Below are 25142 nucleotides of genomic sequence, written 5' to 3'. Positions count from 1 at the left end.
GTTTGATGAAAGTCGCATTCTCAGTCCAATGAATTTGTTTCTTCACTGAATATTCAATTGCTTTGGGCAAATTTTTAGCCCATGGAAATCAAAGCCAAAATCCTCAAAATCTTTCCTGCACAACAAGTCACTGCAACTTTCAAAAAAAGGGAGTTCGTAGTTGAATATGCAGATAATCCTCAGTATCCGGAATATGTAAAATTCGAGTGTATTCAAGACAAATGCGATCAACTCGATAGCTTTTCCGAAGGCCAAGAAGTCAATGTCAGCTTCAATTTGAAAGGTAGAAAATGGACAGACCAACAAGGGGTAGACAAATACTTCAATTCACTTCAAGCTTGGAGAATTACAGCAGAACAAAGTCAGGCTGCAGCCCCAGCGGGGGCAACACCTCCTCCACCTGCTTCTAACGATGAGCCGGATTGGCTAAATGCAGACGAATCTGACGATCTACCTTTTTAATATATGAAGTATGACCTTATTATAGTCGGAGGTGGAATCGTAGGTCTTGCAACAGCTTACAAGAGCCTTCAGAAAAACCCAAAACTAAAGCTTGCTCTTATCGAGAAAGAAGAGCAGCTATGCAAACACCAAACTGGGAATAACAGTGGGGTAATACATTCTGGGCTCTATTATAAGCCAGGGAGTTTAAAGGCTACCAATTGCATCAATGGCTATAACATGCTATTGCAGTTCTGCGATCAGGAAGAAATCGCCTACGACTTATGTGGTAAGGTAGTGGTTGCAACAGATGACTTCCAAAAACCCCTGCTGGAGAATCTTTACAATAGAGGCTTAGAAAACGGTCTTGACAAAATTTCTAAAATCAGCATTGAGGAGCTTAAGGAAATTGAGCCCCATGTGAATGGCATTGCAGCTCTGAAAGTACCTTATACTGGGATTGTCGACTATGTAGCGGTTGCCGAGAAATACGCGGACAAAATCCGTGAGGCTGGCGGCCATATCTTCCTAGGAGAAAAAGTATTGGATATCAATGAATCAACTACTGGATCAACGGTTGTGACCAACAAACAAACGTTGGATACTCAACTCGTAGTCAATTGTGGTGGATTGTATTCTGATCGGCTAGCGCGAAAGACTTCGGAAGACGTAGACCTGAAGATCATTCCCTTTAGAGGAGAATACTTCAAGCTGATACCAGAAAAAGAGTATCTGGTTAAGCACCTGATCTACCCTGTACCAGATCCAAATTTCCCTTTCCTCGGTGTCCATTTTACACGAATGATGAAAGGCGGTATTGAAGCAGGACCAAATGCCGTGTTGGCCTTTAGACGAGAAGGATATAAAAAGTCACAAATCCATTTGGGCGAATTAATGGAATCTTTGATGTGGCCCGGCTTTCAAAAAGTGGCAAAGAAATATTGGAGAACAGGTTTTGGAGAGCTTTATCGTTCTTTTTCAAAAGCAGCATTCACCAAGGCCTTACAGAAGCTTATACCAGAAATCCAGGAATCTGATTTAGTGGATGGTGGTGCCGGAGTTCGCGCTCAAGCTTGCGACCGTAACGGAGGCCTCTTGGATGACTTCTCCATAATTGAAGCCAAACATGCCATCAATGTATGTAACGCACCGTCTCCTGCAGCCACATCATCTTTATCCATCGGTGATACGGTGAGTGATTTGGTGATCAAGCGGTTCTAAGTTTTCAGTAGCTAATTTTCCAAATTCCATATATTCGGGTATGAAGAAATTCTTGCTATTGTCTTCCATAGTACTCGCTATTTCAATTAGTCTGCCTACAATAGCGCAGACACATTCCTTTCTATCCTATAATATTCGATATAACAATCCGAATGATGGCATGAATAAATGGGATGATAGGAAAGACGCAGTAGTAGCACTGATTAACCACTATGACCCACTTGTTTTCGGAATTCAAGAAGGCTTAATAAGTCAGGTGCAGTTTATAAAGGACAAAACGACTAGATATGATTATCTCGGTGTGGGCAGAGATGACGGTAAGACCAAAGGAGAACTTAGTGCTGTTTTCTATGACACCGAAAAAGTTACTTTACTAAAGGAAGGAACATTCTGGCTTTCTAAAACTCCTGACAAAGTGAGTAAGGACTGGGATGCTGCCCTACCCCGAATATGTACTTATGGACAATTTGAAGTGAAGGCTACCAAAGAAGTATTTTGGTTTTTCAATACGCACTTTGATCATATAGGCAAAGTGGCTCGGGCCAACTCTGCTTCACTAATCGTACAAAAAATTAAAGAGATTGCTGGTTCGACAGCACCAATTATTCTTTCTGGAGACTTTAACGCAACACCTAATAGCCAACCTATTCTAAATATTACAAGGTATATGAAAGATGGCTACTCCGACTCTCAAAATGAATTCTATGGCCCAATTGGTACTTTCAGTGGCTTCGATATTAGTGCCAAACTGGAAAATCGAATTGACTATATTTTCTTTAGAAACATAAATGCAGTCAGTCTATCTCATATTGACGACAGGAGACAAAATGGGCTTTGGGTTTCCGATCACCTACCGGTTTTACTTAAGGCGAGATTCTAGTTTCCTAAGACTTTAAGCACTTATCAATTTGTCAAAAACTCCAATGTTCTCAGCTCTGAATAAGTAAAGTCACTCCCCGATTCAACGAAACCCACATGTCCTCCTCTTTTAGGGGTTTCTAGGTAAATATTCGGACTCCCTTCTGCCAAGTGATATGGAAAGCAATCTCCAATTAGCAAAGGATCGTTTAATGCATTGAGAATCAACAAGTCTCTGGATATTTTGGAAATAAAAGGCAAAGGGTTACAGTGTTCATAGAAAGCCTTTCTACTTTCGAAACCATGTAGTGGTGCAGAGAACATCTCATCGAACACCTCAAGTTTCTTGATGTTAACCAATTCTGAAACATCAATCTCAGGATACTGCTCAGCTTTCCGTTTCAACTTGTCCTTCAATTTTCCCAGAAATCTTTTTTCGTAAACGGCATTACTTCTCCAGCCAAGAGTATCCACACTTTCAGGCAGAGAACATGGAACCGATATAACCACCGCTTTTTTAAGCTGATCAGGGAGTCCAAATTCTGACTCCTCTCCAAGGTACCTAATGGTCTGCCCTCCTCCCATGCTCATTCCAACCATAGCCAGCTCAGCGTATTGTTCTGTAGCAAGTGCATGATCAACGACAGTTCTTACGTCATAACTAGCTGCGTGATGGTATAATATCTTTTGCCTATTCATCTCGCCATTGCAGCTTCGGTTATTCCAGGCAAGGACATCCCAGCCATTAGAGGAGAATAATTTAGCCATACCCATGGCATAATGCCGATCTGAACCGCCTTCCAACCCATGTGAAATAATGAGTAAGCGATTATGACCATTTTTCAGCCAGTCGAGGTTCAAAAAGTCATCATCGGGAGTTTCTATTTGCTCTCGCGAATACTCAATACCCTTGATTTTTCGAGTCATACTCGGAATGATAGTCTCGAAATGTCCATTCAAATAAAAAAATGGTGGTCCCTTATAATTAGAAGCAACTATGGGCATGTTTAATGGGGTATATTTGGGACTATCTTTAAAACTGAAACTTGACGAGAAAGTTAATTGATTAAAATTCTATTGAAAACAAGGAGCGCAGTGAGTTGGAGGAAATGTTTTGTTTGGGTTACGTTCTTTGTCATTAACCTGTCCCTTTCAAGCCAAACCGTTAAAGTGGTTAATCAGGTTAATAATGCGCCAATCAGTCAAGCAACAATTCAAGAAAAAGAAACAGATAGAGGAGCAATCACCGATGCTTTTGGTATTGCCGACCTGAAAGGCTTTACGCAAACAGGGACCCTAGTCATCAGACACCCTTCATTTAGGCCTCGTGAAATTAAGTATTCGGACCTAGCCAAACTCAATTATACAGTCAGCTTAACTGAGGAATATTTCCAAATGGAAGATGTGGTAGTCTCTGCCAATAAGTGGGAACAGAACAAAGTGGAAATACCACAACGCATCGCTGAGTTTGAAGCTGAAGAAATCGCTTTGGCTGAACCAGCAACTGCAGCGGATATTCTCAGCATGAATGGACAAGTCTTTGTACAAAAAAGTCAATTAGGAGGCGGTAGCCCAATCATTAGGGGTTTTTCCGCTAACTCAGTTTTAATTGTGGTTGATGGTGTGCGGATGAATAATGCCATTTATCGAAGTGGCAACCTGCAAAACGTAACCACACTCGACCCGAATAACTTACAAGGTGCTGAAGTAGTATTCGGCCCTAGTTCAGTGATCTATGGAAGCGATGCACTCGGTGGCGTGATGGACTTTCACACCAAGACACCAAGTTTTTCTAATGACGGTTTGGGCTTTAGAGGCTCTGCCTTTGCAAGATATGCTTCCGCAGCCAATGCGAGCACAGGTAATATCCAATTCGAGATCAACCAGCCAAAATTCGCATCATTTACCAGCTTCACATATAGCGATTTCGGAGACCTAAGAGCTGGCGCGAACCGCACGGATGATTTTCCCGACTTTGGTAAACGTTTCGAGTATGTCGAAAGGGTAAACGGTGAAGATGTAATCGTTCAGAACGATGATGTGAACCGACAGGTAGGATCTGGTTACGATCAGTATAACCTGTTACAAAAATTCAGATGGCGATTGGGCTCTTTCTCTGACTTTACGTACGCCTTCCATTATTCAAACTCATCAGACGTACCAAGATATGATAGATTGACCCTCAGGGAGAATAATACATTAAGAAATGCAGAATGGTATTATGGGCCTCAAGATTGGCAGATGCATTCCCTGCAGATGCGATTTTTCTACCCTAATCAGTTCTTTGACCAAATGAAAATGACCACTGCTTTTCAATCCATTGAAGAAAGTAGGCATGACCGAACATATACAAGCGATATTCTAAGTAGTAGAACGGAAGAAGTGAAGGTGTTTTCCTTTAATCTTGATTTCGAAAAGGTTTTTGGTCTTAATGGCGAGCTTTACTATGGACTAGAAGCTGTGAATAATGATGTAGAATCTTCCGCCTTTACCACTGACTTAGATACAAACGAGCAAAACCCAACCAGCACACGTTACCCGGATGGAGGTAGTACATACAATTCTTTGGCAGCCTATATCAGTACCAAAAATCACCTTAGTGATCAACTAATTCTTAATACCGGCATACGTTACAGCTATGTTAGGTTGAATTCTAAATTTCAGGACAAGACCTTCTTTGACTTCCCTTTTGATGAGATCTCTATTGATAACGGAGGGTTCGCTGGAAACATTGGGCTTGTGTATCTACCTAAACCCGGGTGGAAATTTAACACCATACTTTCAAGTGGTTTTAGAGCCCCAAATGTTGATGATGCCGGAAAGGTATTTGATTCAGAACCGGGAACTGTAATTGTACCAAATCCTGACTTGAAGCCTGAAACTAGCTATAATATTGAATATGGTATTAGTCGTCAGGTTGGTAACAAATTCAAAGTTGAGGTTGTCAACTACTTTTCCTTTCTCCAAAATGCATTGGTTAGAAGACCTTTTACATTTAATGGTCAACCTCAAATCATTTATGATGGCACACTAAGTAATGTATTTGCAGAGGTCAACGTTGGAAAAGCCTTCATTTGGGGCCTTTCATTCAACCTATCTGCTGAGATTTACCCGAACATCACCCTTAAAAGTAGTGTGACTTATACTGAGGGAGAAGATACGATTGAAAACTTACCTTTACGCCATGTCACTCCCCTCTTCGGGGAAACGAGTATTAATTTAAAACAGGAAAAAATCACTTCCAGTTTTATTGTCAGATACAGCGGTGGTATTGACTTTGAAGACCTTGCTCCTTCAGAGCAGAACAAGCCACAGTTGTATACCGCTGATGGTGCACTGCCCTGGGCCATTATCAGTATCAACAATTCATACCGACTCAATGATCGGCTTAGTATCAATTTGAATTTGGAGAATCTATTAGATACGCACTACAGACCCTATTCATCAGGAATCAGTGCACCCGGATTCAATGCTGTCTTGTCTCTACGGGCCAACTTCTAGCATCATAACACTTTGTTAATCTTTACGTTACGATTAGGATAAATAAGGATGATACATTAGTATCGATTCTTATCAAATCATATTTATTGGGTGTTAATAAAAAAGGTCTGTCTGTCAGGCTTTTTTTATGCCTTCCGTTCTCAAAAGCGGCTAAATCCTATAACTTGCAAACCTTATTTAGAGCAAGTAATGCACGTAGCGATAGCAGGGAACATTGGGTCAGGGAAAACCACATTGGCCAAAAAATTAGGTAAGCAGTACAATTGGGATGTGCAGCTTGAATCAGTAGAAGACAACCCTTATCTAAAGGATTTCTATGAAGACATGTCTAGATGGTCCTTCCATTTGCAAGTCTATTTTCTCAACAGTCGATTCAATCAAGTAGCTCGAATTAGGGAATCAAAGGGTGGTACAATTCAGGACAGAACGATCTATGAAGACTGCTACATATTTGCTGCCAATTTGTACAAGTCTGGCCATATCGTAGAAAGGGACTATCAGAACTACTTGGAACTCTTCAAGTCAATGATCAAACATGTACAACCTCCCGATTTGTTAATCTATCTCAAAGCCGATATTTCAAGGTTGGTAGCCAATATCCAAAAACGTGGTCGCGATTATGAAGAGCTAATCAGAATTGAGTATTTGAAAAACCTCAATCAGCACTATGAAGACTGGATTGGAAATTACAATCTCGGAAAACTCTTAGTTATTGATGTTAATGACATGGACTTTGTCAAAAATGTAGAAGACGAGGCCTCCATCTTAGAAAAGGTTGATCTAGAGGTAAATGGGCTATTTTCTTAACTTAGGTATCTTGAGAAGAGTGAAATTATTTCATTACATTAGAATTGTTATTTAACAACACTCTACTTTTTAATCAAAACTTTTCCAGTCCTGTTCGTGATAATTATCGCAGACAGGACATTTTTTTTATCCCCTTCTAGATTTCTTCTTCTCCCTTTTCTAAAATATCCCAAGTGTGATCGGCTAGTAATTTTACGGTGGCTATGTACTTCTCAAAAGGCTTAGACCTTCCCCACTCCTTCGGTCCAATCAGGGACAGCGTATCTTTATGGTCCTTTTTCATATATAAATGATATACCTTCCCAATCAGTGGCTGAAATGACATTTGAGCTTGATAAATTCTCTCCGAAACATCTACTCTATCTTTGATCGTTTTGGCTTGTTGAGCAAGCAGCTGCATCTGATCATAGATCTGTTTCATGTCCATATCAGTCTGCTCATACATGGCGGAGAGTGATCGCCCCTTGATTTTGCCCTTATCTTCAGGCTTAATCATGGCTGCACCAACAGTATGTGGAAACTCGATAGTCCCAGGGTTTGGCGTTGTCATTTCCGCCATCTTTTCCATGTCAACCTGATCCACATCTACTTTCTTACCTGGTTTGCTCACTGTTGCTTTTATTTTGTTAAAGCAGTTCTACAACTACTTTGTTTCACTTTTAATGGAATCTTTCACTTCTTTTTCGGAAGGAGCGATAGATTCTTTAAGGTACTTTTTAGAGCCCGGGAACGAGGTTTTGGTAGAAATATCATACCCAACAATAATTGTTGCTATAAAAAACAGGATGGCAATTGCCACAAAAATCTTCTTCTTACGTTTCATACCTTCGAAAAACAAATTTCTGTAATTCACTGCTAAATTCGGTATCAAAGTCTAAAAACCATTGGAAAGTCATCGCAAAATAATTCACATTGATATGGATGCCTTTTACGCATCAGTGGAACAGCATGACAATCCAGCGCTTAAGGGAAAACCTGTAGCTGTTGGTGGCAGTAAAGAGAGAGGCGTTGTTGCGGCAGCCAGCTATGAGGCCCGAAAGTTTGGTGTTAGATCGGCCATGCCCTCAGTAACAGCTTATCAGAAGTGCCCACAAATAGTCTTTGTTAAGCCAAGGTTCGAACGGTACAAGGAAGTCTCTAATCAGATTCATGAAGTATTTCACACTTACACCGACCTGATAGAGCCTCTCTCTCTTGATGAGGCCTACCTAGATGTTACTCAAAACAAGAAGGGGATTTCGTCTGCTACAATGATTGCAAAGGCGATACGAGCAGACATCAAAGCAAAAACTGGCCTTACGGCCTCTGCCGGTATCTCTACCAATAAGTTTATTGCCAAAATTGCTAGCGACTATAATAAACCTGATGGCATTACTCTGGTTGGACCCGAAAAGACCGAAACATTTCTAGAACAACTGGCTATCGAAAAATTCTTTGGTGTTGGTAAAGTAACGGCCAAAAAGATGCGAAGCCTCGGTATTAATAATGGCATGGATTTAAAAGCTTGGTCAAAAGATGATCTCATTACAAATTTTGGTAAGTCAGGGGGCTTCTACTATGAAATTGTACGAGGGAATGATGACCGCCCCGTCAACCCTAACAGAATAAGAAAGTCTCTGGGTGCTGAAAATACTTTCGATTATGACCTGATAGAACTGGTCGATATGAAACTGGCACTTGAGCCGATAGCGGTTACTGTGATGAAGCGACTCGAAAAGGCAAATACCTTTGGCAAAACACTGACATTGAAAGTGAAATTCAAGGATTTTTCTCAAATCACGAGAAGCCAATCACTTACGGAAGAAATCCGTACACTAGATCAACTTGTTTCGTTGTCGTTTGACCTTTTAGAACAAATCAATTGGGAAGAATTTCCTTCTGGTGTTAGGTTGCTGGGAATAACTTGTTCAAATTTCGAGAAAAGGGAAATAGTACAACTTTTAAAAGAAGGTCATCAATTGACTTTAGATTTTTAGATTTAACTTTGACTACTATTAATAAAGACGAATGGCAAAAGTAGTAATTGGAAGTCATGCAGAATTCGAACAGTACATCGGGAAAGAACTTGGTGTCTCAGAATTTTTGAAGATTGATCAAGAACGCATAAATGCCTTTGCAGATGCTACAATTGATCACCAGTGGATTCATTTAGATACTGAAAGAGCTACCAAGGAAGGTGGTTTTGGCAGTACAATCGCTCACGGCTATCTCACAGTTTCCCTCCTTCCCTACTTATGGGAACAGATTGCAGAGATCAATAATATCAAAATGATGATCAACTACGGTATTGAGAAACTCAAGTTCAACCAACCGGTATTAGTTGATAATGAAGTAAGGCTTAAGGTGAAGTTGAGTGCACTGGCTGACCTTCGTGGTATTACCAAATGTCAGTTGAATGTGAAACTTGAAATCAAGGATAACCCAAAGCCAGCATTTACTGGTGAGTTTATATTCTTGTATCACTTTAAGTAGCTGCACTATTTCTTCCTAACATAAATCGTTTTCTCAAGTTCACAAACAGTTTCCCCTGCTTCGTTAGTGATAGTCAAAGGCAAAACATAGTCCTTCTTGCCTAAAATTTCCACATCTGCTTTCACCTGATCTACGAACTCTTCGGTGATTTGAAATACACAAGTAACTTTTCCAGTCGCTGGCTTCCTAAACTTAATACTTGAAGCTTTATCCCAGACTATGTAGTTACGTCCAAGTTTTTGAACCAAGAGCAGCATAAAGAAGGGATCGGACATGGACATAAGGGACCCTCCAAAATGTGTCCCTACAAGGTTTTTGTTCCACCACCGCAATTTCATTTCTATCTCAGCGCGTAGAAAATCAGGGCTTATGTGCTTCACACGAATCCCAGCCCCTACGTATGGCGGGTAAAAGTTCATCAACTTAATTTTCTGTTGTCGAGATAGTCTGAACATTCTATTGAAAAGGTTACTTTTGCGTCAAATAACGAAATTAAAATGACAGCAGAAATCCATACTGAAAAAGGTTTGATGAAAGTGGAGTTTTATGAAAAAGACGCTCCTAATACAGTAAAAAACTTTGTTGATCTATCGAAGAAAGGATATTACGATGGACTCAATTTCCATAGAGTACTTCCTGATTTTGTAATCCAAGGTGGATGCCCTAACGGCATAGGTAATGGTGGACCTGGTTACTCTATCGATTGTGAACTAGATGGTGATAACCAATATCACGACAGAGGCGTGTTATCCATGGCACATGCTGGTAGAAATACTGGAGGATCTCAATTCTTCATCTGCCACAGCAGAACCAACACTGCACATCTCGACAGAAATCACACATGCTTCGGTAAAGTAACTGATGGCCTAGATGTGATCGATGATATCCGTCAAGGAGACAAAATCGAAAAAATTGTGATTATTGAAGACTAATCGAGTCCGCTCTAAAGAATTAGCCCAAAGTTCTACTTTGGGCTTTTTTTATGGATTGCCTTGGCAAAATCGGTAACCAAATAAGCCAGCGACTTGCCAACCAATCTTGAATCTAATTCTGAATCAGGTGCAGCTTCTGGCAAGTGTAGATAAGCCACTTTTAAGGCCTTTGCAGACTTTCTAATAAACTGTCGGGCTTGTTCGACCGAAAACCCTGTAGGTGATATTGCACTGCTCGGCATCATACGAATGGCATCCATATCCAGCTCAATGCCACAAGGCACATGTTCATCAAAAACGAACTCTAGTGCCTTTGACAGATCCTTGTCCAAATATTCAACATCTTCTAAAAAATGATATCGTACGTTCTTAGTCGTATCCATCATTTTGAGCATCTGCTCTCCATTATAGGATTGATGGAGACCAAAGGCAAGATACTTATCCAGAAAGCCTCCACTCTTCGCATATGAAAAGCCATTACCGCTATGCCTTCCCTCCAAAGCTCTATAGTCAGCATGCGCATCAAGATTAATACAATGGACTCCTCGCCTTCTATTCAGGCCCAGTGAAACTCCCTGCAAGATTGGATAAGCATTGTTATGCCCTCCACCAATAACGATGGGAATCAGGCCGGACTGCACAACGCTTTCAATAATCGGTGCTACAAGCGCATCGAGGCTTTCACAAAGCACATGCATCTTTTGGGCGAAATAGTCTGAATTGCACTCTGTTTCTAGCGCCTGTCTTTGCAAATCCTCAACATCGACCACACCCGCCACCAAAAACTCACTTCCTGAGAGGAAGCGGTTGCTTTGAACGTTTAGAAAGGCAGATAAAAAAGAATCCCATGCGCGCTCCGTACCTGGATTGCCATAGTTTCCCAAAACACCAATGCACTCTGGAATTCCTATTAGACAAAATTGAGCTCCTTTTTCTTTGAAACTCTTCAATTCAGATAGTTTATTCGTGTTCAAGGTGTGAATGAACTCACCGATTTTGCTTTCTCCTTTTCTGACTTTGGTGAAGGCTCTTGTTTGCTTTACTGTTAATCTGTTAATGGACATATCAAACGATTGGAATCAAATTAGTAAAAAGTGATTAGTCCTTCGATACATCTGCTTTTTTAAACTTCTAATAATTGATATCTTCACCCCTAGTGCCCAACCAAATATTATAGATGGAATATATACCCGAGCCGGTAAAGATTTTTGTGGTCGAAGACGACCCAGTATATATGAAACTTGTTCAGTATGTGGCAGAACTCAACCCTGATCACGTAGTAAGAACCTTTGACAATGGAAAGGATTGTCTTGACCATCTACATGAAAATCCAGCACTCATTACCCTAGACTATTCTTTGCCAGACACTACAGGCGAAGAAGTACTCAAAGCAATCAAGGCATATAACCCTGAGATCCCCGTCATTGTAGTCTCATCTCAAGAAAGTATCAATACCGCTGTTGAACTCCTCAAGCACGGAGCTTACGATTATATTACCAAAGACAATGAGACGCGCCAGCGATTGTTGAATGCTATCAATAATGCAAAAAAACAGGATGCACTGACCAAGGAGGTCATTCATCTTCGTGAGGAAGTTGGACAGAAATATGAATTTGACAATAGCATTATCGGTGAAAGTCCAGCGATTCAAAAAATCTTCAAGCTGCTGACCAAAGCAGTCAAAACAAATATTACTGTTTCCATTACTGGAGAAACGGGAACCGGAAAAGAAGTGGTTGCTAAGGCCATTCACTATAACTCAGACAGAAAGGATAAACCTTTTGTAGCTGTCAACATTGCTAGTATTCCTGAAAACCTCATAGAAAGTGAACTTTTCGGGCATGAGAAAGGCGCCTTTACGGGTGCCCTGGCAAGAAGAAAAGGAAAGTTCGAAGAGGCACACACAGGTACTATCTTCTTGGACGAAATTGGTGAAATGGACATTAGTCTACAAGCAAAATTACTCAGGGCTTTACAAGAACGAGAGATTACCAGAATTGGGGGCAATGAAGTAGTCAAGTTTGAAACAAGGGTAATAGTAGCTACACATAGAAACTTGGCTGAAGAGGTCCAGGCAGGTAATTTCCGTGAAGACCTTTACTATCGTCTCTTAGGGATTCCGATCGAACTACCTCCTCTTCGTGAAAGAGGAAAAGATATTTTATTAATTGCCGAACACTTCCTAAATGCCTTCATCAAGGAAAACAAGATGGGTAAGGTAAAATTGAGTAAGGAAGCCCAGTCGAAATTGATGAATTATCCTTTTCCGGGAAATGTTAGAGAGCTAAAGTCAATCATTGAATTGGCAGCAGTAATGTGCGATGATAATGTGATTGAAGAAGTAGATATTACCTTCAATACTTTACAAAAAGAAGGTCAGTTCTTGTTTGAAGAAATGACCCTGCGTGATTATACTTTCAAAATCATAAAGCACTTCTTGGATAAGTATGACAACAATGTATTATTAGTTGCGGATAAACTGGATATTGGAAAATCGAGTATCTATCGTTACATAAAAGAAATGGAAGACGCCTAATGAGTCACCAGTTTTCCCAAGCTCTCTTCCACACGCCAAAAGAGAGACTTAGGGTCAACCGGTTTACTTAGAAATGCCCCTACCTCCAAATCATCGAACTGGATGTTAAGCTCATTTGACCTTGCACTTGAGAGTACAATCACCTCCATATGAGAGAGTATAGTGCTTTTTCTTACGGCAGTAACAAACTCTACTCCATTCATCATAGGCATTTCATAATCTGTTATAATCACATCAACACTATTCCCCTCACTCAACCACTTCAAGGCATCGCTTCCGTTACTCATACATACCACATTATAGTAGGGCACCAGAAGAAATTCTAAAAGTCTTCTCGAACTCCGTTCGTCATCTACTATCAATAGTTGCCTTTTCATATGCTGATGTTTAGCGTGACAAATGCCGAAAGTGTACCAAAAACCACTGAAGCTCTGGTATATGCCTTTAGACATTCTTAAGCTATTTTACTCGGTATGCAGAGTAATTTTATGGTGAAGATTTGTCCCAAAATGAAAACCTTACCTCCCAAATAGAGAGAAAAGGTCCAGCCGACCATCCATAATATTTGACATTACTTTACTCTGGTTTTTATTTATGTTTGGGAAAAATCATTCAAAAAAGTTATGCGTAAGATTCTCTTATCTCTATCGATAGTTCTTTGGGTCACTTCTTCATTTGCCCAGACTAAACCTCTCACTGATTTGACAGTCGAGGAGATCATGCAATCCCAATCAAAGTTTGTAGGAACTCCCCCATCTCGTGTGAGCTGGTCAAAGGACAGTAAGACTATTTTCTTCAACTGGAACCCTGAAGATTCGGGGAATGCCACTACTTACAAAATAGGTAAGAATGGAGGTACACCAGAAAAAGCAGATGACAGAAATGAGGGATGGCCTTCATCTTATGTCTTCAATGACAATGAAAGCAAAATTGTCTTTGTAAAAGGTGGTGATGTGTACACAATGGATATTAAGTCTAAAGCCGAAACCCAAATCACGTCCACCAATGCTCGAGAAAGCAATGCTCGATTTCATACAAATGATGTCATCACTTTTGTATCAGAAAACAATTTGTTTTCAGTGAATACAAAGACAGGCTTGATCAGTCAGCTTACTAACTTCAATATCGAATCAAACGATGGTCAAACGGCCAGAAGAAATTCTAATCAGAACTCAGGCAATAGAGAACAAGACAGCTGGCTAAGAAAGGATCAATTAGAGACGTCAAGCATCCTTAAAGACCAGAGAAATCGCCCTCGCAACCAAAATCGCTTCCGTAACTTTTCTAATCAGCAGCAAAGTGCTAACAGTAGACGTGGATCTGTAAAACTTCCGAATGTTAGAAACCTCAGACTTTCGCCAGATGGCAAATACGTGAGCTTTAGCGTTTACTACGCTCCCGAAAAAGGCGCTAAAAACACAATCGTTCCTAACTATGTAACTCAGTCAGGTTACACCACAGACATTCGGGCCAGAACCAAGGTTGGTGGAGAGCAAGGACATAGCAAAATAGGTATTTACAACATCGCAGATGATGAGCATTACATGCTTGATACAGAGAAACTTCCGGGCATTTCTGATCTACCTGACTATGTAAAGGATTATCCTGATCGTGAAGTAGAAGCTAAGCCAAGATTGGTTTCTGCCAATACCATTCTTTGGTCCAAAGATGGTCAGTACACTGTAGTGCACTTTGCTTCTCATGATAACAAAGATCGCTGGATCATGCGCTTATTACCTGATTCTGGTGACCTAATTGAGGTAGACAGACAAAGAGATGAAGCTTGGATTGCTGGCCCTGGAATTGGAAGCGAATTTGGTTCTGGTACTTTTGGATTTCTTCCTGACAATAAAACAATCTACTTCCAGTCAGAAAAGTCAGGCTATTCGCACTTATACCTTCATGATTTTTCAAATGGGGTACAGACTCAGTTGACATCCGGCAACTTTGAGGTATATGGTCCTTCATTATCTAAAGATGGTTCTAAGTGGTACTTCACAGCCAACATGAAACACCCTGGTATACGACACTTCTACAGTATGCCTGTCAAGGGAGGTAAAGTCACTCAGATAACTACTGAGGATGGTAATAACCAAGTTACACTTTCTCCTGATGAGAAGACACTAGCAGTGCTTCACTCCTATATCGACAGACCGAATGAACTATTTGTTCAAGCGAATAAGCCAGGAGCTAAAAGAACACAACTGACAGAAAGCTTACAAGACGGTTTTAAGCAGTATGATTGGTACCAACCAGAGATTGTCACTTTCACTGCCGAAGACGGTGCAACAGTACATGCAAGGTTGTATAAGCCAGAAAATCCGAATGGTGCAGGAGTCATCTTTGTACATGGAGCAGGCTATCTCCAAAACGTTCACTACTGGTGGAGTACTTACCAGAGAGAGTACATGTTTAACAACATGCTCAGGGCACAAGGCTATACCGTTTTGGATATTGACTATCGTGCAAGTTCAGGCTATGGCCGTGATTGGAGAACAGGAATTTATCGCCACATGGGAGGTAAAGACCTTTCAGATCAAATTGACGGGGCAAAATACCTAAGAGAAGAGCATGGCATTGAGTCAGATAGAATAGGTATGTATGGTGGATCTTATGGTGGATTTATCACCCTATTTGCAATGTTCCAGCACCCAGATGTAATTAGCGCTGGAGCCGCCTTGAGATCGGTCACCGATTGGGCACATTACAACCATGGTTATACTTCTAATATTTTGAATACTCCTGTAGAAGATCCGATCGCTTACAAAAGAAGCTCACCGATTTATTTTGCTGATGGCCTAGAAGGAGATTTGTTGATTGCCCATGGTATGGTAGACACTAATGTGCACTTCCAAGATGTAGTCCGCTTAGCACAGAAGCTCATCGAACTCGGCAAGGACGATTGGGAAATGGCACTTTATCCAGTTGAAAGTCACGGATTCCAAACACCCTCTAGTTGGACGGACGAGTACAAGAGAATTTATAAGCTCTTCCAAAATACCATAGGTAAAAAATAGACATCAAGCCTTAAGACATTATGAAAAGACTTCTCTCCTTTCTACTGATAACAGCCCTCTTTGCATGTCAGACTCCACAAAAAGAGTCAAACGAAAATCGAGGTAAAATTGCTGACAAGGCCATGGTGGTCTCCGCCCATCCTCTGGCATCAAAAGTCGGCAGAGAGATCATGCAGAAAGGAGGAAATGCTGTCGATGCAGCCATTGCCACTCAGTTTGCTCTGGCTGTTGTATATCCAGGCGCTGGTAATATCGGTGGTGGTGGTTTTATGGTCAGCAGAATGGCTGATGGAGAAATTGCCACACTAGATTATCGCGAAAAGGCCCCTTTATCAGGAGGTCGTGACATGTACCTAGATGCCAATGGCGATGTCATCCCAATGGCCAGCGTTCGTGGTCATTTGGCAGCGGGAGTTCCCGGAACAGTAGCAGGCCTTGAGGCTGCTCATGAAAAATATGGCAAGCTTGATTGGGCAAGCTTGGTACAGCCTGCTATAGATCTAGCAGCCAATGGCTGGGCGTTAACGGCAAGAGAAGCTAGAGGACTTAATGGCAATAGAAAGGTCTTCATACAGTATAATACAGTACAGCCTGATTTTTTCTTAGCTGAAGAGGGATCTGAATGGAAAGAAGGTGATATCGTCAGCATACCTGATTTAGCTAAAACCCTCGAAAGAATTCGGGATAATGGCAGGGATGGCTTTTACAAAGGAGAGACCGCCAGACTGATTGTCGCGGAGATGGAAAGAGGCAATGGCCTAATCTCACTTAAAGACTTGGAAGAATATACTGCCGAATGGCGTACTCCGATCACAGGAAACTACAGAGGTTATGAGTTCATTTCAATGCCTCCACCCTCCAGTGGTGGCATTGCAATCGCCCAGTTATTTCATGCGGTGGAGCCTTTTAACCTTAAGAAGATGGGCTTTCATAGCGCTGACGCCATACACCTTATCACCGAGGCAGAAAGAAGGGCTTATGCAGACAGAGCTGCGCACCTAGGAGATCCTGATTTCTATGACGTACCTCGAGATGGGCTTATAGACAAAAACTATACTGGAGGAAGAATGACGTCATTCGATCCAAACAGAGCTACACCAAGTGCGGAGATTAATGCCGGCACGCCCGCACCTAAAGAAAGCGAAGAGACCACTCACTTATCCGTTGTTGACCCTTGGGGCAATGCAGTATCAGTAACTACGACCTTGAATGGTGGAATGGGTAGTAAGGTATTCGTTGGCGGTGCAGGCTTTCTGTTAAACAATGAAATGGACGACTTCAGTTCTAAACCGGGTACTCCCAATATGTATGGTTTAGTTGGAGGAGAAGCCAATGCCATCGAACCAGGAAAGCGCATGCTGAGCTCGATGACGCCTTCAATTGTTTCTAAGGATGGGAAGCTATTTATGGTGGTTGGAACTCCTGGCGGGTCGACAATCATAACGTCCGTCTTTCAAACCATTATCAATGTCATCGACTTTGATATGACCATGCAGGAGTCTGTTTCAGCTCCGAGATTTCACCACCAATGGCTGCCAGATGTAATCCAGACAGAACGCGAGGCATTCGACAGTCTGCTCATCGCCAATTTGAAGTCTAAAGGTCATGAACTGAGAGCCAGAGGAACCATTGGTAGAGTCGATGCTATTTTGGTGCTTCCTAATGGCAAACTAGAAGCTGGTGCCGACCCTCGTGGTGATGACACGGCCGATGGTTATTAAATTCCACACTGCCAAACTTGAAGAATTCTCTTTTTGGTTATCTTTAAGGTATGCGCTGCATAGTTGCATTCCTTTTACTCACCAGTACAACACTCTATGGCCAGCAGTTGCTGCCAAGCTTTGATTCAGAGCTAATAGAATCGGTACGCATTGACGAAAACCTAAGAAAAAGTCCTAAGGAGTACTTTATCAAAATTTATGAGTACAATAAAGACTCAGCCCGTCTGATCAAGTCCCCTATTATTCCGTATTACCTTCTAGAAAATGGACAACTTAAGGAGGTTCAATTTCGGTCGAGCAATGAGGTGCTAAAGTCTCACTTCTTTGATAACCATGGTCGTATAATTGAGCAAAAACGATTTGGCTTTCAGGAGAATATGCCAAAGATCACTTACGAGTATAACGATGATTCTTTTGAAGCAACAGAGACTATCTACAGACTTGGTGATCGTGTACACTCTAAGTCCGTTGTCAAATACAACTCACTCCTACAGGTAATAGCGAAAGAGGAATATCGCGGTAAGGACAAGCTCAATCGCTTCTGGAAGTACCACTACAACGAACATAATGACCTCATTGCAGATCAATTCTACGACACATACAACAGTGTTGACAAGCCTTCGGATTCACTTCACATTGAATATGTTTATGATGGTCTTGAGCGGAAAATTTCTAGACACGACTACCGAGCCAACCACTTAGAGTCACGTACCGACTATGCCTACTTCCCCGATTCACTTGTGAAGCAAACTACCTTTTTCAGTTTAAATGGTATACCTAAAGAAAGACATCTGGAAGTAAAAAAAGACTCTCTAAGAGTAATGGTTAGAGGCTTCTTTCAACATGGAGACACCGTGAATTTCAGGTCGCGATTCAAGGAATTGTATCTATATGGGGACTTAGTCGAGTACGAGAGCCGAACATTAAGAGGCACCTATGTAGATCGGTATACCACTTTTTACGAATATGACGAAATGAGCAACTGGATCAAGAAAACCACCTATTCCAATGGCGTAGTAGTAAAGAAAGAAGAGAGAACAATTCTTTACTGATGCTCATGGAAAAACCCAATATCTTCAGTAAAACATTAGTCGTCAATCAGGGTCACTTAGACGAACTCAACCATGTCAACAATGTTCAGTATTTACAATGGATACAGGACGTAGCTAAACAGCATTGGGAGGTCTGTGCTGAGCAGCAGTGGGTGGACAAGTATGCATGGGTGGCCTTGAGTCATTTCATTGAATACAAGAAACCTGCCTTTCTGAATGACACCCTATTGATACAAACACATGTACATGAGTTTGATGGCGTCAAATCCAATCGGTTAGTGAGGATTAGTAATCAAGCATCAGGTGATCTAATTGTACAATCAAGCACCTCGTGGTGTATGCTAGATAGAGAAAAAAATAGGCCAACAAGAGTTTTAGAAGCGATGGTTGAGGCTTTCTCCGATTGATCAACTGCCACCTATTCGACCTTCTGCAGCTGATTTCATGAATTCGGCAGGATAATCAATAAAGTCTATATGCCTTTTGATTTTTCCTTGACCATCGAAGTATAACCAGATAGTGAATCGCCATTTGTGATCTATGGCCATAGGCTGACCACCGAAATAGAACGGTGTAAAATACCCCTTACCCACTGCCGAGCTGTCGGTCAGGGCCAAGTCTTCTAGCACAAGCGATTTTGGGAATTCTGGGTGTTTTCTGAAAGATGTGTCTGGCCAATTATAAAAATCAATGAATTGATCCTTATTATATTTTAGTCCGTAGACTACATCTTCAAATAGAAGGTTATCAGCATAAAGATCAATGAAACCCTCCCAATCAGATCTATCGGCAAACATTTCAAAGAATAGCTCTGCCTTTTGTTGAGATACTTTTTTACGCTCAGAACATGAGCTGAAGGTCACAAGGAAGACTATAAGAATGCAAGTACCAATTAGCCTATTTCGCATCAGACAGTCATACTTATCTGATAATCACAAACTCGACCCTACGGTTGATTTCTATACCTTCAGGGCTCTTATTGTCACTCAGAGGCTTAGTACCTCCATAGCCAATAAACTCAATTCGATTACCATTAATGCCTTTTGAGAGCATATAATCCCGTACCGTTTTGACACGCTCCTCAGATAACTCCTGCAATAATTTCTCGTCTCCACGATTGTCCGTGTGACCTTCTAGACGGATAGCCATTCCCGGGTTATCTTTCATCAATTGAACAAGTTCATCGATTTGTCTAGTCGCTACCTCTGGGTTTGCAAAAGATGATCTAGCCCTGTTAAAAAGGACATTCTCAATCTCCACTGTTGTGCCAACCTCTTCTCTTGTGAGCAATAGGCGCTCGATACCAGCGGCTTCATTGGCGGAAGTTTCTCCAGCCTTAAAAAGCTTCTGATACTTGAGATAACCCTCCAATTCAATGGATACTTTTAAGTCTGTACCTTCTTCTAATGTTAACTCGAAGCGTTTTGAGGGAGAAGAGATGTCAGCAGTCTTAATCGTTCTTTCTTCGCCATTGTAAGTCAATACTACATCCGCATCAACCAAGGCTTCGGTTCGATTGTCCAAAACCTCAAAAGTCATCAATATTTGTTTCTTCGGCTCCTCAACAGGAACTACAACAGCAACTTCTTCCTTAACCTCTTCTTTTGGCTTTTCCTCCTCCTTTTTCTCCTCTTCTTCAACAACTACCTCTTCCGCTTTATCATTTTCCGGTTGAACTACTGGTGTGATCACTTCAACCTCTTCGGCTTCTGGAATGCTTTCTGGCATCGAATACGCGAAAACATCTCCAAAGCCCTCGCTGTTTTGAGTTGACGAGAAATAGGCCAATTCATCACCACTAATGAAAGAAAGTCCTTGTTCCGCCCCCACTGTATTGAAACCTTCTCCCAGGTTTCTTGGGGTTGACCACTCTAGCCATGAGTCATCACTTTGGCGTTCTGAAAGAAACACATCGCGCCCTCCAATACCACCATGCCCATTAGAAGTGAAATAAAGTGACTTCATGTCATCTGAAAGAAAAGGCACCCATTCTTGTGCATAAGTGTTAAGCACATTGCCCATATTCTTTGGTTGTGTCCACTCTCCATTCTCTTCTTTAAAAGAGATGTATAAATCTTCATTACCCTCAGTTTCATATGACTGTATCGCCATGATGATAACCTTTTCGTCTTTCGAAATAGTAGCACTAATATGAGATGACTCATTAGAGAAAAACTGTATGGCTAGCTTTTCCGGAACTCCCCAAACACCACCTTTGACAGTTGATACAGAGATTCCGTTCTTGAGTTTACTGATTCCTCTTCCTTCTGGATCGAAAAAGTTGAGTAGATACATTCGTTGCCCATCAGCACTAAACCCTACCACACCATTCAATCCGGGATGATTGATTGCTGCGCCAGCATGAACAGGCTGAGACCAACCATTGGACGTCTTCTGACTCAACCAAATGTCTCCTTGATCGAGCACTCCTCCTATGTTAGCAGGATGTCCAGCTCGTGTGAAATATAGTGTTTGCCCATCAGGGCTCAACATCGGACTATGCTCGTCATAAGAAGAGTTGATACCATCGATTCGGATATGAGCCAATTCTTGTCCGGTTAAGGCAAAACAGCCAAAAAACATCAACAAGGTGATTACCGCAACGCGCTTGTACATTAGTTATGTCGAATTAAAAATTGTTGAGCGTTAACATGGTTAGATTAACTATGTCGGAACAGTTTCTGCCAGCCAGCTCAGCACAAATTAAATAAATTGAAACTAGAAAGGCTAGCTGACAAGTGATAGTGTCTTTGAATGTGCCATAGCTCACTGCTGAGTAGTCAATACATCAGAAGTAAATCCCCTGAGCCAGCCTGTAAGTATTGGCATGCGCTTCAACGATATGCGCTATTTTTTCAGAATATCCTCCACCCATACATGCCATCACAGGAATTTGATTTCTGTGACAAAGCTCTAAAACCATACTATCCCTTTTCTTACAGCCATCAAGTGTCATTCCAAGCCTACCTAATTTATCTGTTGCTAAGACGTCAACTCCTGACTGAAAACAGACAAAGTCAGGTTGAAAGTCATCAAAAACCTCATTTAGATGTCGATCCAGAAGTTTGAGATAGGTTTCATCATCAGTTCCATCTACTAGACCAACATCCAAATCCGAAACCTCCTTGTGCATCGGATAATTCGATTGGCCGTGCATGCTAAATGTAAAAACACGATCGTCTTTAGCGAATATCTCTGCAGTACCGTTGCCCTGATGTACATCCAGATCGACAACAAGTATTTTGCTTGCCAATCCATTATCTAGTAGGTGATGCGAGGCGATGGCAATGTCATTCAACAAGCAAAACCCTTCACCTCTATCCGTAAATGCATGATGGGTACCTCCAGCAACGTTCATGGCGATGCCATCGTTCAAGGCATACAACGCGCACTGGACACTTCCATTCATAATCACTATTTCTCGAGAAACCAATTCGCTTGAAAGCGGGAAACCTGTTCTTCTCTCCTCCTGTCTGGTGAGGTCTTGGTTCTTTAGCTTTTGCCAATACTGATCATCATGTGTCCTTATGACTTTGGCCTCCGACAGCGGAGTTGGTGCGAAGAAGTTATCTGAATTGACTGTTCCCTCATAAAGCAATTGCTCTGGCAACAGATTATACTTCTCCATGGGGAACCTATGGTTCTTGGGAAGCGGATGGGCATAAATTTCAGACCAAGCAATCTTTAGCATGTCAACTTTCAGCGTAAAAGCTAAAACTCACCAAAGATGTTTTCAATTTCCAATTTCAGCGCGAATAATATTGGCCATTTGTGGAAGTTGTCTTAAAATTCCTCTTCTCGGAGGATCTGAGGCATTAATCTGATAGCAAATAGAAAAGCCTAAATCCTCGAAGTACATCATATTGGTAATGTATCCTGGCATAAAGCCACTGTGTCCCATTACTCTTCCATTTGGAGAGTTTCTGATATGCACTCCAAGCCCCCAGGTACCCCCCATGCCGGTGGCCTCTCTGCCATCAAAGTATTCTTTGAGCAGCGCCTTGTCAAACATCTCCCCTTCATAAATCTTCTTAGCCAGTACGGCCAGGTCTCGGGTTGTGATTACCAGTCCACCACCAGCCCACTCGAACTGCCAGTTATATCTACTCCTTCCATTCTCATCCAAGGCATTACCCGGAAAGAATGGGTCTTCTCCATTATATCCTTGCGCCAGTTTTTCATAAACTCGCCCCGTCTGTGGGACTACATGATTCAATCTGGCCCGATCCAAAACTCTCGTTTGAACTTCATCATATAGATCATTGCCTGTCACAGCTTCAATGACCATCGCTACGATAATGTAGTTTGTATCAGAGTAGGCAAATTGCTCTCCGACAGAGAACAATGGTTTGTCGTCATAGACATAAGACAAGAGTTCTTCTGGTTTCCAAACGCGGTCCACATCAGCTATTACATCTTTCTGAAATGCCTCTTTGAATACATAGCGCGGAATACCGCTCTCATGCCTCATCAGGTTTCTAATAGTCAAGTTTGCTGCATTAGGCAGACGTTCAAACCAACTGTTATTCCCCAGGTAATTCTTTACGGGTGCATCTAAATCCAGCTTCCCTTCTTCAATCAGCTGCATTACTACTACGGAGTAAAACACTTTCCCAGTACTGCCACCAAGCATTTTGTGATCAAACTCCATTTCTATTTTTTTCTCGAGATCAGCATACCCAGCAGTGAGGGTTATTTCCTTTCCATCAGGTAAAACAGCCGAAAAACTAACACCTGGGGCATTGGAAGCCTCATAAATCTCGGTCAATTTATTCCTCAGTTTGTCAGAAAGGTCTGCCTCTTGGCCTTTAAGGCTTGGCAAACTGATTAGCGACAATAAAATCAGGGTAGTAAAGGTTCTCTTGATCATATTGAAAATTAATAAAAAAGGCCGCTAATTCATCAGCGGCCTTCAGTGTCAATATTGCGAAAATCTTTAATCTTCGTCATCCTCAAACTGAAAAGAATAGTGTGTCTTATCCAGCTTAAGTGTATCTCCGTTGAAGTCTTTAATAAATTTTTCTATGACAGCAGGTGTAATTGCGTCAACATGCAAGCCAACGTCTAGACCTATTCCAAAATCCGCATGCTCATCCATATCTACATGCTCTTGAACCTTAACAGCCTCCTCCTCTTCTAACTCGTCCATTACTTCGGTTAGATACAGACCAATTTCTTCTTCTAAATCACCCAATGGTTCAATGTCTCCATTCTCATCCTCTTCATAAGAGATAGACTTATAATCTGGGAATTTTTGAGCCACCTTATGCTCAGCTAACTCATGAATTTCGCTGCTATGCTGCAACCTAAGGGTATAGATTGCGGCATCATAAATCGCTTCCTTGCCTTCATATTGTCCTACGAAGTAGAAATTCATAAAGTCATCAGAATTGTCTTCGGACTCTATGACCACGTAAGATTGATCTTCACCAATTTCTGATTTTATCTTGGCGATTTCTGCTGGATCGAATCCATCATTATTTTTCATATGCTATTCTTATAAAGTACTGGCTTCTGCCGAAAAAAATCTTGTATTCTAAACTTCAGTTTGGATAAGTTGTTTCACCTCTTTTACTCGTTCATCAAACAAGGTAGGGTCATAATTGACTCCTTGAAACTGCATAGCACCTAAATAGGCTTTTACTTCATCCGAATGAGTAATCGTTCTACTGGTATTCATACCGACATACTTAAATGTAGTCCACATGAGTGTTTTAAGATGGCTTTTGTAATCGTCAAGCATTACGTACTCCACGACTATGGTATTATCATCAAACCAAACTAATCGCGTGATTATCCTTACCCATTCTCCAAGGTTAGCAGGTTTTAAGTAAGCAATGTGATGATTATACACCACCCAAAATGCTTCATAGGACTTAATTAAGTCCATGATCTCAACTCCATACAATTTAGGGACCTGGTCTTCCCTTGCATTGAAGAAATAGTCTAAGTACTTAGCATTATTGAGATGCCTCAAAGGGTCACAATCCTGAAAACGGATAATGACACGAGATTCTGTTTGCTTGGCATACTCTCTATGCGGATCGATAATAAACATTACAGATATTTTTCTTTAACAATCATAACATGGTGAGCATAATGACCTGCTATTAAAGCAGCTAATGCACGAACCGTTACTTTGGAACCACTGGCGATTCCTTCCTTCAAAGTATCCTCTTCGGTAACACTTTGAAGAAGAGCCAGTGTCGCAGTTCTAATGGCTCTAAACTCATCAACCAATGAGCTCATAGTCCTTGCATTCATGCGGCTATTTTCCTGATACACGTCTTGATCCATTCCCGGTAGCTCAACCGTGTCACCTCTTACAATACTTAATGCCCGATAAGAAAAAACACGCTCTGCATCATTCAAGTGATTCAAAACCTCCTTGATCGACCACTTTCCTGGAGCGTAGCGATGGTCAACTTTATCTTCTGCAATACTGCCAAAAAAATCGGCTATTGATGTGAGTTGACCTTCTAAAACTCTGTAAACATCCTCTTCTGGAAGCTTACTCACATAGGGTTCATAAAACGGATTATACTCAGATGGGGCTGGCTTTTGAATCATGCTTTTAATTTAAA

Annotated in this window: 26 protein-coding genes; 13 read left to right on the top strand and 13 right to left on the bottom strand. The window is 41.4% G+C overall.

The genetic code is table 11. The features are described 5' to 3' along the window. Window positions 1-81 precede the first annotated feature (81 nt). From J4E76_RS00775 to J4E76_RS00765, 3 genes are read left to right on the top strand one after another with little or no spacing between them, the layout of a single operon-like run. On the top strand, window positions 82-462 hold the full coding sequence (locus J4E76_RS00775) for a DUF3127 domain-containing protein (protein WP_208500549.1): 381 nt from the start codon (window positions 82-84) through the stop codon (window positions 460-462). A gap of 3 nt (window positions 463-465) precedes the next feature. Next, window positions 466-1662 carry an L-2-hydroxyglutarate oxidase gene (lhgO, locus tag J4E76_RS00770; RefSeq protein ID WP_208500547.1) on the top strand — a complete coding sequence of 399 codons (1197 nt, stop codon included), beginning with the start codon at window positions 466-468 and terminating at the stop codon, window positions 1660-1662. A gap of 40 nt (window positions 1663-1702) precedes the next feature. Next, complete coding sequence (locus tag J4E76_RS00765) at window positions 1703-2542, top strand: endonuclease/exonuclease/phosphatase family protein (protein ID WP_208500545.1); 840 nt, start codon at window positions 1703-1705, stop codon at window positions 2540-2542. 23 nt (window positions 2543-2565) lie between these two features. Here the strand turns inward: J4E76_RS00765 and J4E76_RS00760 are convergent, their stop codons facing one another. Further along, window positions 2566-3525, bottom strand: coding sequence for a YheT family hydrolase (locus J4E76_RS00760; protein ID WP_208500544.1), 960 nt, complete (start codon window positions 3523-3525; stop codon window positions 2566-2568). 90 nt (window positions 3526-3615) lie between these two features. Here J4E76_RS00760 and J4E76_RS00755 point away from each other — a divergent pair, with 90 nt between their 5' ends. Then, window positions 3616-6021: a TonB-dependent receptor domain-containing protein gene (locus tag J4E76_RS00755; protein WP_208500542.1), complete on the top strand. Its 2406-nt coding sequence runs from the start codon at window positions 3616-3618 to the stop codon at window positions 6019-6021. Between the two features lie 189 nt (window positions 6022-6210). After that, window positions 6211-6828, top strand: coding sequence for a deoxynucleoside kinase (locus tag J4E76_RS00750; protein ID WP_208500540.1), 618 nt, complete (start codon window positions 6211-6213; stop codon window positions 6826-6828). Between the two features lie 136 nt (window positions 6829-6964). On the opposite strand, the gene J4E76_RS00745 is transcribed toward J4E76_RS00750, so the two are convergent. Together J4E76_RS00745 and J4E76_RS00740 are read right to left on the bottom strand one after the other, a co-directional pair. After that, the gene (locus J4E76_RS00745) at window positions 6965-7438 is read right to left on the bottom strand and encodes a DUF2452 domain-containing protein (protein WP_370592781.1); all 474 of its coding nucleotides are present in this window, start codon (window positions 7436-7438) and stop codon (window positions 6965-6967) included. A 33-nt stretch (window positions 7439-7471) separates the two neighbouring features. Further along, window positions 7472-7651, bottom strand: coding sequence for a hypothetical protein (locus J4E76_RS00740; protein WP_208500538.1), 180 nt, complete (start codon window positions 7649-7651; stop codon window positions 7472-7474). A 61-nt stretch (window positions 7652-7712) separates the two neighbouring features. On the opposite strand from J4E76_RS00740, the gene dinB reads away from it, so the two are divergent. Next, window positions 7713-8804: a DNA polymerase IV gene (gene dinB, locus J4E76_RS00735; protein ID WP_255551973.1), complete on the top strand. Its 1092-nt coding sequence runs from the start codon at window positions 7713-7715 to the stop codon at window positions 8802-8804. Between the two features lie 31 nt (window positions 8805-8835). Next, the gene (locus tag J4E76_RS00730) at window positions 8836-9300 is read left to right on the top strand and encodes a MaoC family dehydratase (RefSeq protein ID WP_208500534.1); all 465 of its coding nucleotides are present in this window, start codon (window positions 8836-8838) and stop codon (window positions 9298-9300) included. 5 nt (window positions 9301-9305) lie between these two features. On the opposite strand, the gene J4E76_RS00725 is transcribed toward J4E76_RS00730, so the two are convergent. Continuing rightward, a complete protein-coding gene (locus J4E76_RS00725; RefSeq protein ID WP_208500533.1) occupies window positions 9306-9719 on the bottom strand; it encodes a DUF4442 domain-containing protein in 414 nt (137 codons plus the stop codon). Window positions 9720-9797: 78 nt separating this feature from the next. Here J4E76_RS00725 and J4E76_RS00720 point away from each other — a divergent pair, with 78 nt between their 5' ends. Then, window positions 9798-10232 (top strand): peptidylprolyl isomerase, encoded by a 435-nt coding sequence (locus tag J4E76_RS00720; protein ID WP_208500531.1) that lies wholly within the window; start codon window positions 9798-9800, stop codon window positions 10230-10232. A 32-nt stretch (window positions 10233-10264) separates the two neighbouring features. Here J4E76_RS00720 and J4E76_RS00715 read toward each other — a convergent pair whose 3' ends face one another. Continuing rightward, entirely contained in the window at window positions 10265-11296 is a 1032-nt protein-coding gene (locus J4E76_RS00715; protein ID WP_208500530.1) for a formimidoylglutamase, read from the bottom strand. Window positions 11297-11409: 113 nt separating this feature from the next. On the opposite strand from J4E76_RS00715, the gene J4E76_RS00710 reads away from it, so the two are divergent. After that, entirely contained in the window at window positions 11410-12768 is a 1359-nt protein-coding gene (locus J4E76_RS00710) for a sigma-54 dependent transcriptional regulator (protein WP_208500528.1), read from the top strand. Here J4E76_RS00710 and J4E76_RS00705 read toward each other — a convergent pair. Further along, on the bottom strand, window positions 12765-13145 hold the full coding sequence (locus J4E76_RS00705; protein WP_208500526.1) for a response regulator: 381 nt from the start codon (window positions 13143-13145) through the stop codon (window positions 12765-12767). The genes J4E76_RS00710 and J4E76_RS00705 overlap by 4 nt on opposite strands. A gap of 246 nt (window positions 13146-13391) precedes the next feature. Here J4E76_RS00705 and J4E76_RS00700 point away from each other — a divergent pair, with 246 nt between their 5' ends. From J4E76_RS00700 to J4E76_RS00685, 4 genes are read left to right on the top strand one after another with little or no spacing between them, the layout of a single operon-like run. Then, window positions 13392-15785, top strand: a complete 2394-nt coding sequence (locus tag J4E76_RS00700) for a prolyl oligopeptidase family serine peptidase (RefSeq protein ID WP_208500525.1) — start codon at window positions 13392-13394, stop codon at window positions 15783-15785. 20 nt (window positions 15786-15805) lie between these two features. Continuing rightward, a complete protein-coding gene (ggt, locus tag J4E76_RS00695; protein ID WP_208500524.1) occupies window positions 15806-17506 on the top strand; it encodes a gamma-glutamyltransferase in 1701 nt (566 codons plus the stop codon). A 50-nt stretch (window positions 17507-17556) separates the two neighbouring features. Next, window positions 17557-18558, top strand: coding sequence for a hypothetical protein (locus J4E76_RS00690; RefSeq protein WP_208500523.1), 1002 nt, complete (start codon window positions 17557-17559; stop codon window positions 18556-18558). A 5-nt stretch (window positions 18559-18563) separates the two neighbouring features. Continuing rightward, a complete protein-coding gene (locus J4E76_RS00685; protein WP_208500522.1) occupies window positions 18564-18965 on the top strand; it encodes a thioesterase family protein in 402 nt (133 codons plus the stop codon). On the opposite strand, the gene J4E76_RS00680 is transcribed toward J4E76_RS00685, so the two are convergent. From J4E76_RS00680 to J4E76_RS00650, 7 genes are all read right to left on the bottom strand, one after another. Beyond that, window positions 18966-19466, bottom strand: a complete 501-nt coding sequence (locus tag J4E76_RS00680; protein WP_208500520.1) for a hypothetical protein — start codon at window positions 19464-19466, stop codon at window positions 18966-18968. A 13-nt stretch (window positions 19467-19479) separates the two neighbouring features. Further along, window positions 19480-21174, bottom strand: a complete 1695-nt coding sequence (locus J4E76_RS00675) for an OmpA family protein (RefSeq protein WP_208500519.1) — start codon at window positions 21172-21174, stop codon at window positions 19480-19482. 172 nt (window positions 21175-21346) lie between these two features. Next, window positions 21347-22249 carry a histone deacetylase gene (locus J4E76_RS00670; RefSeq protein ID WP_208500517.1) on the bottom strand — a complete coding sequence of 301 codons (903 nt, stop codon included), beginning with the start codon at window positions 22247-22249 and terminating at the stop codon, window positions 21347-21349. Window positions 22250-22291: 42 nt separating this feature from the next. Beyond that, window positions 22292-23428 carry a serine hydrolase gene (locus tag J4E76_RS00665; RefSeq protein ID WP_208500515.1) on the bottom strand — a complete coding sequence of 379 codons (1137 nt, stop codon included), beginning with the start codon at window positions 23426-23428 and terminating at the stop codon, window positions 22292-22294. A 66-nt stretch (window positions 23429-23494) separates the two neighbouring features. Continuing rightward, entirely contained in the window at window positions 23495-24046 is a 552-nt protein-coding gene (locus J4E76_RS00660) for a hypothetical protein (protein ID WP_208500514.1), read from the bottom strand. Between the two features lie 48 nt (window positions 24047-24094). Beyond that, window positions 24095-24616: a thioesterase family protein gene (locus J4E76_RS00655; RefSeq protein ID WP_208500513.1), complete on the bottom strand. Its 522-nt coding sequence runs from the start codon at window positions 24614-24616 to the stop codon at window positions 24095-24097. Then, window positions 24616-25128 carry a DinB family protein gene (locus J4E76_RS00650; protein ID WP_208500511.1) on the bottom strand — a complete coding sequence of 171 codons (513 nt, stop codon included), beginning with the start codon at window positions 25126-25128 and terminating at the stop codon, window positions 24616-24618. Before J4E76_RS00650 ends, J4E76_RS00655 begins: the two co-directional genes overlap by 1 nt. Window positions 25129-25142: the final 14 nt, after the last annotated feature.

The organism is Roseivirga sp. E12, from assembly GCF_017592825.1.
Taxonomy (GTDB): domain Bacteria; phylum Bacteroidota; class Bacteroidia; order Cytophagales; family Cyclobacteriaceae; genus Roseivirga.
Note: the sequence above shows the minus strand (reverse complement) of the source record. Positions and strands in the feature narration are given on the sequence as shown.

Coding starts and splice junctions, on each gene's coding strand:
- J4E76_RS00775 (WP_208500549.1), top strand. CDS start 82: ATGGAAATCAAAGCCAAAATCCTCAAAATCTTTCCTGCACAACAAGTC.
- lhgO (WP_208500547.1), top strand. CDS start 466: ATGAAGTATGACCTTATTATAGTCGGAGGTGGAATCGTAGGTCTTGCA.
- J4E76_RS00765 (WP_208500545.1), top strand. CDS start 1,703: ATGAAGAAATTCTTGCTATTGTCTTCCATAGTACTCGCTATTTCAATT.
- J4E76_RS00760 (WP_208500544.1), bottom strand. CDS start 3,525: ATGCCCATAGTTGCTTCTAATTATAAGGGACCACCATTTTTTTATTTG.
- J4E76_RS00750 (WP_208500540.1), top strand. CDS start 6,211: ATGCACGTAGCGATAGCAGGGAACATTGGGTCAGGGAAAACCACATTG.
- J4E76_RS00740 (WP_208500538.1), bottom strand. CDS start 7,651: ATGAAACGTAAGAAGAAGATTTTTGTGGCAATTGCCATCCTGTTTTTT.
- J4E76_RS00730 (WP_208500534.1), top strand. CDS start 8,836: ATGGCAAAAGTAGTAATTGGAAGTCATGCAGAATTCGAACAGTACATC.
- J4E76_RS00725 (WP_208500533.1), bottom strand. CDS start 9,719: ATGAACTTTTACCCGCCATACGTAGGGGCTGGGATTCGTGTGAAGCAC.
- J4E76_RS00720 (WP_208500531.1), top strand. CDS start 9,798: ATGACAGCAGAAATCCATACTGAAAAAGGTTTGATGAAAGTGGAGTTT.
- J4E76_RS00715 (WP_208500530.1), bottom strand. CDS start 11,296: ATGTCCATTAACAGATTAACAGTAAAGCAAACAAGAGCCTTCACCAAA.
- J4E76_RS00710 (WP_208500528.1), top strand. CDS start 11,410: ATGGAATATATACCCGAGCCGGTAAAGATTTTTGTGGTCGAAGACGAC.
- J4E76_RS00705 (WP_208500526.1), bottom strand. CDS start 13,145: ATGAAAAGGCAACTATTGATAGTAGATGACGAACGGAGTTCGAGAAGA.
- J4E76_RS00700 (WP_208500525.1), top strand. CDS start 13,392: ATGCGTAAGATTCTCTTATCTCTATCGATAGTTCTTTGGGTCACTTCT.
- ggt (WP_208500524.1), top strand. CDS start 15,806: ATGAAAAGACTTCTCTCCTTTCTACTGATAACAGCCCTCTTTGCATGT.
- J4E76_RS00690 (WP_208500523.1), top strand. CDS start 17,557: ATGCGCTGCATAGTTGCATTCCTTTTACTCACCAGTACAACACTCTAT.
- J4E76_RS00685 (WP_208500522.1), top strand. CDS start 18,564: ATGGAAAAACCCAATATCTTCAGTAAAACATTAGTCGTCAATCAGGGT.
- J4E76_RS00680 (WP_208500520.1), bottom strand. CDS start 19,466: ATGCGAAATAGGCTAATTGGTACTTGCATTCTTATAGTCTTCCTTGTG.
- J4E76_RS00675 (WP_208500519.1), bottom strand. CDS start 21,174: ATGTACAAGCGCGTTGCGGTAATCACCTTGTTGATGTTTTTTGGCTGT.
- J4E76_RS00670 (WP_208500517.1), bottom strand. CDS start 22,249: ATGCTAAAGATTGCTTGGTCTGAAATTTATGCCCATCCGCTTCCCAAG.
- J4E76_RS00665 (WP_208500515.1), bottom strand. CDS start 23,428: ATGATCAAGAGAACCTTTACTACCCTGATTTTATTGTCGCTAATCAGT.
- J4E76_RS00660 (WP_208500514.1), bottom strand. CDS start 24,046: ATGAAAAATAATGATGGATTCGATCCAGCAGAAATCGCCAAGATAAAA.
- J4E76_RS00655 (WP_208500513.1), bottom strand. CDS start 24,616: ATGTTTATTATCGATCCGCATAGAGAGTATGCCAAGCAAACAGAATCT.
- J4E76_RS00650 (WP_208500511.1), bottom strand. CDS start 25,128: ATGATTCAAAAGCCAGCCCCATCTGAGTATAATCCGTTTTATGAACCC.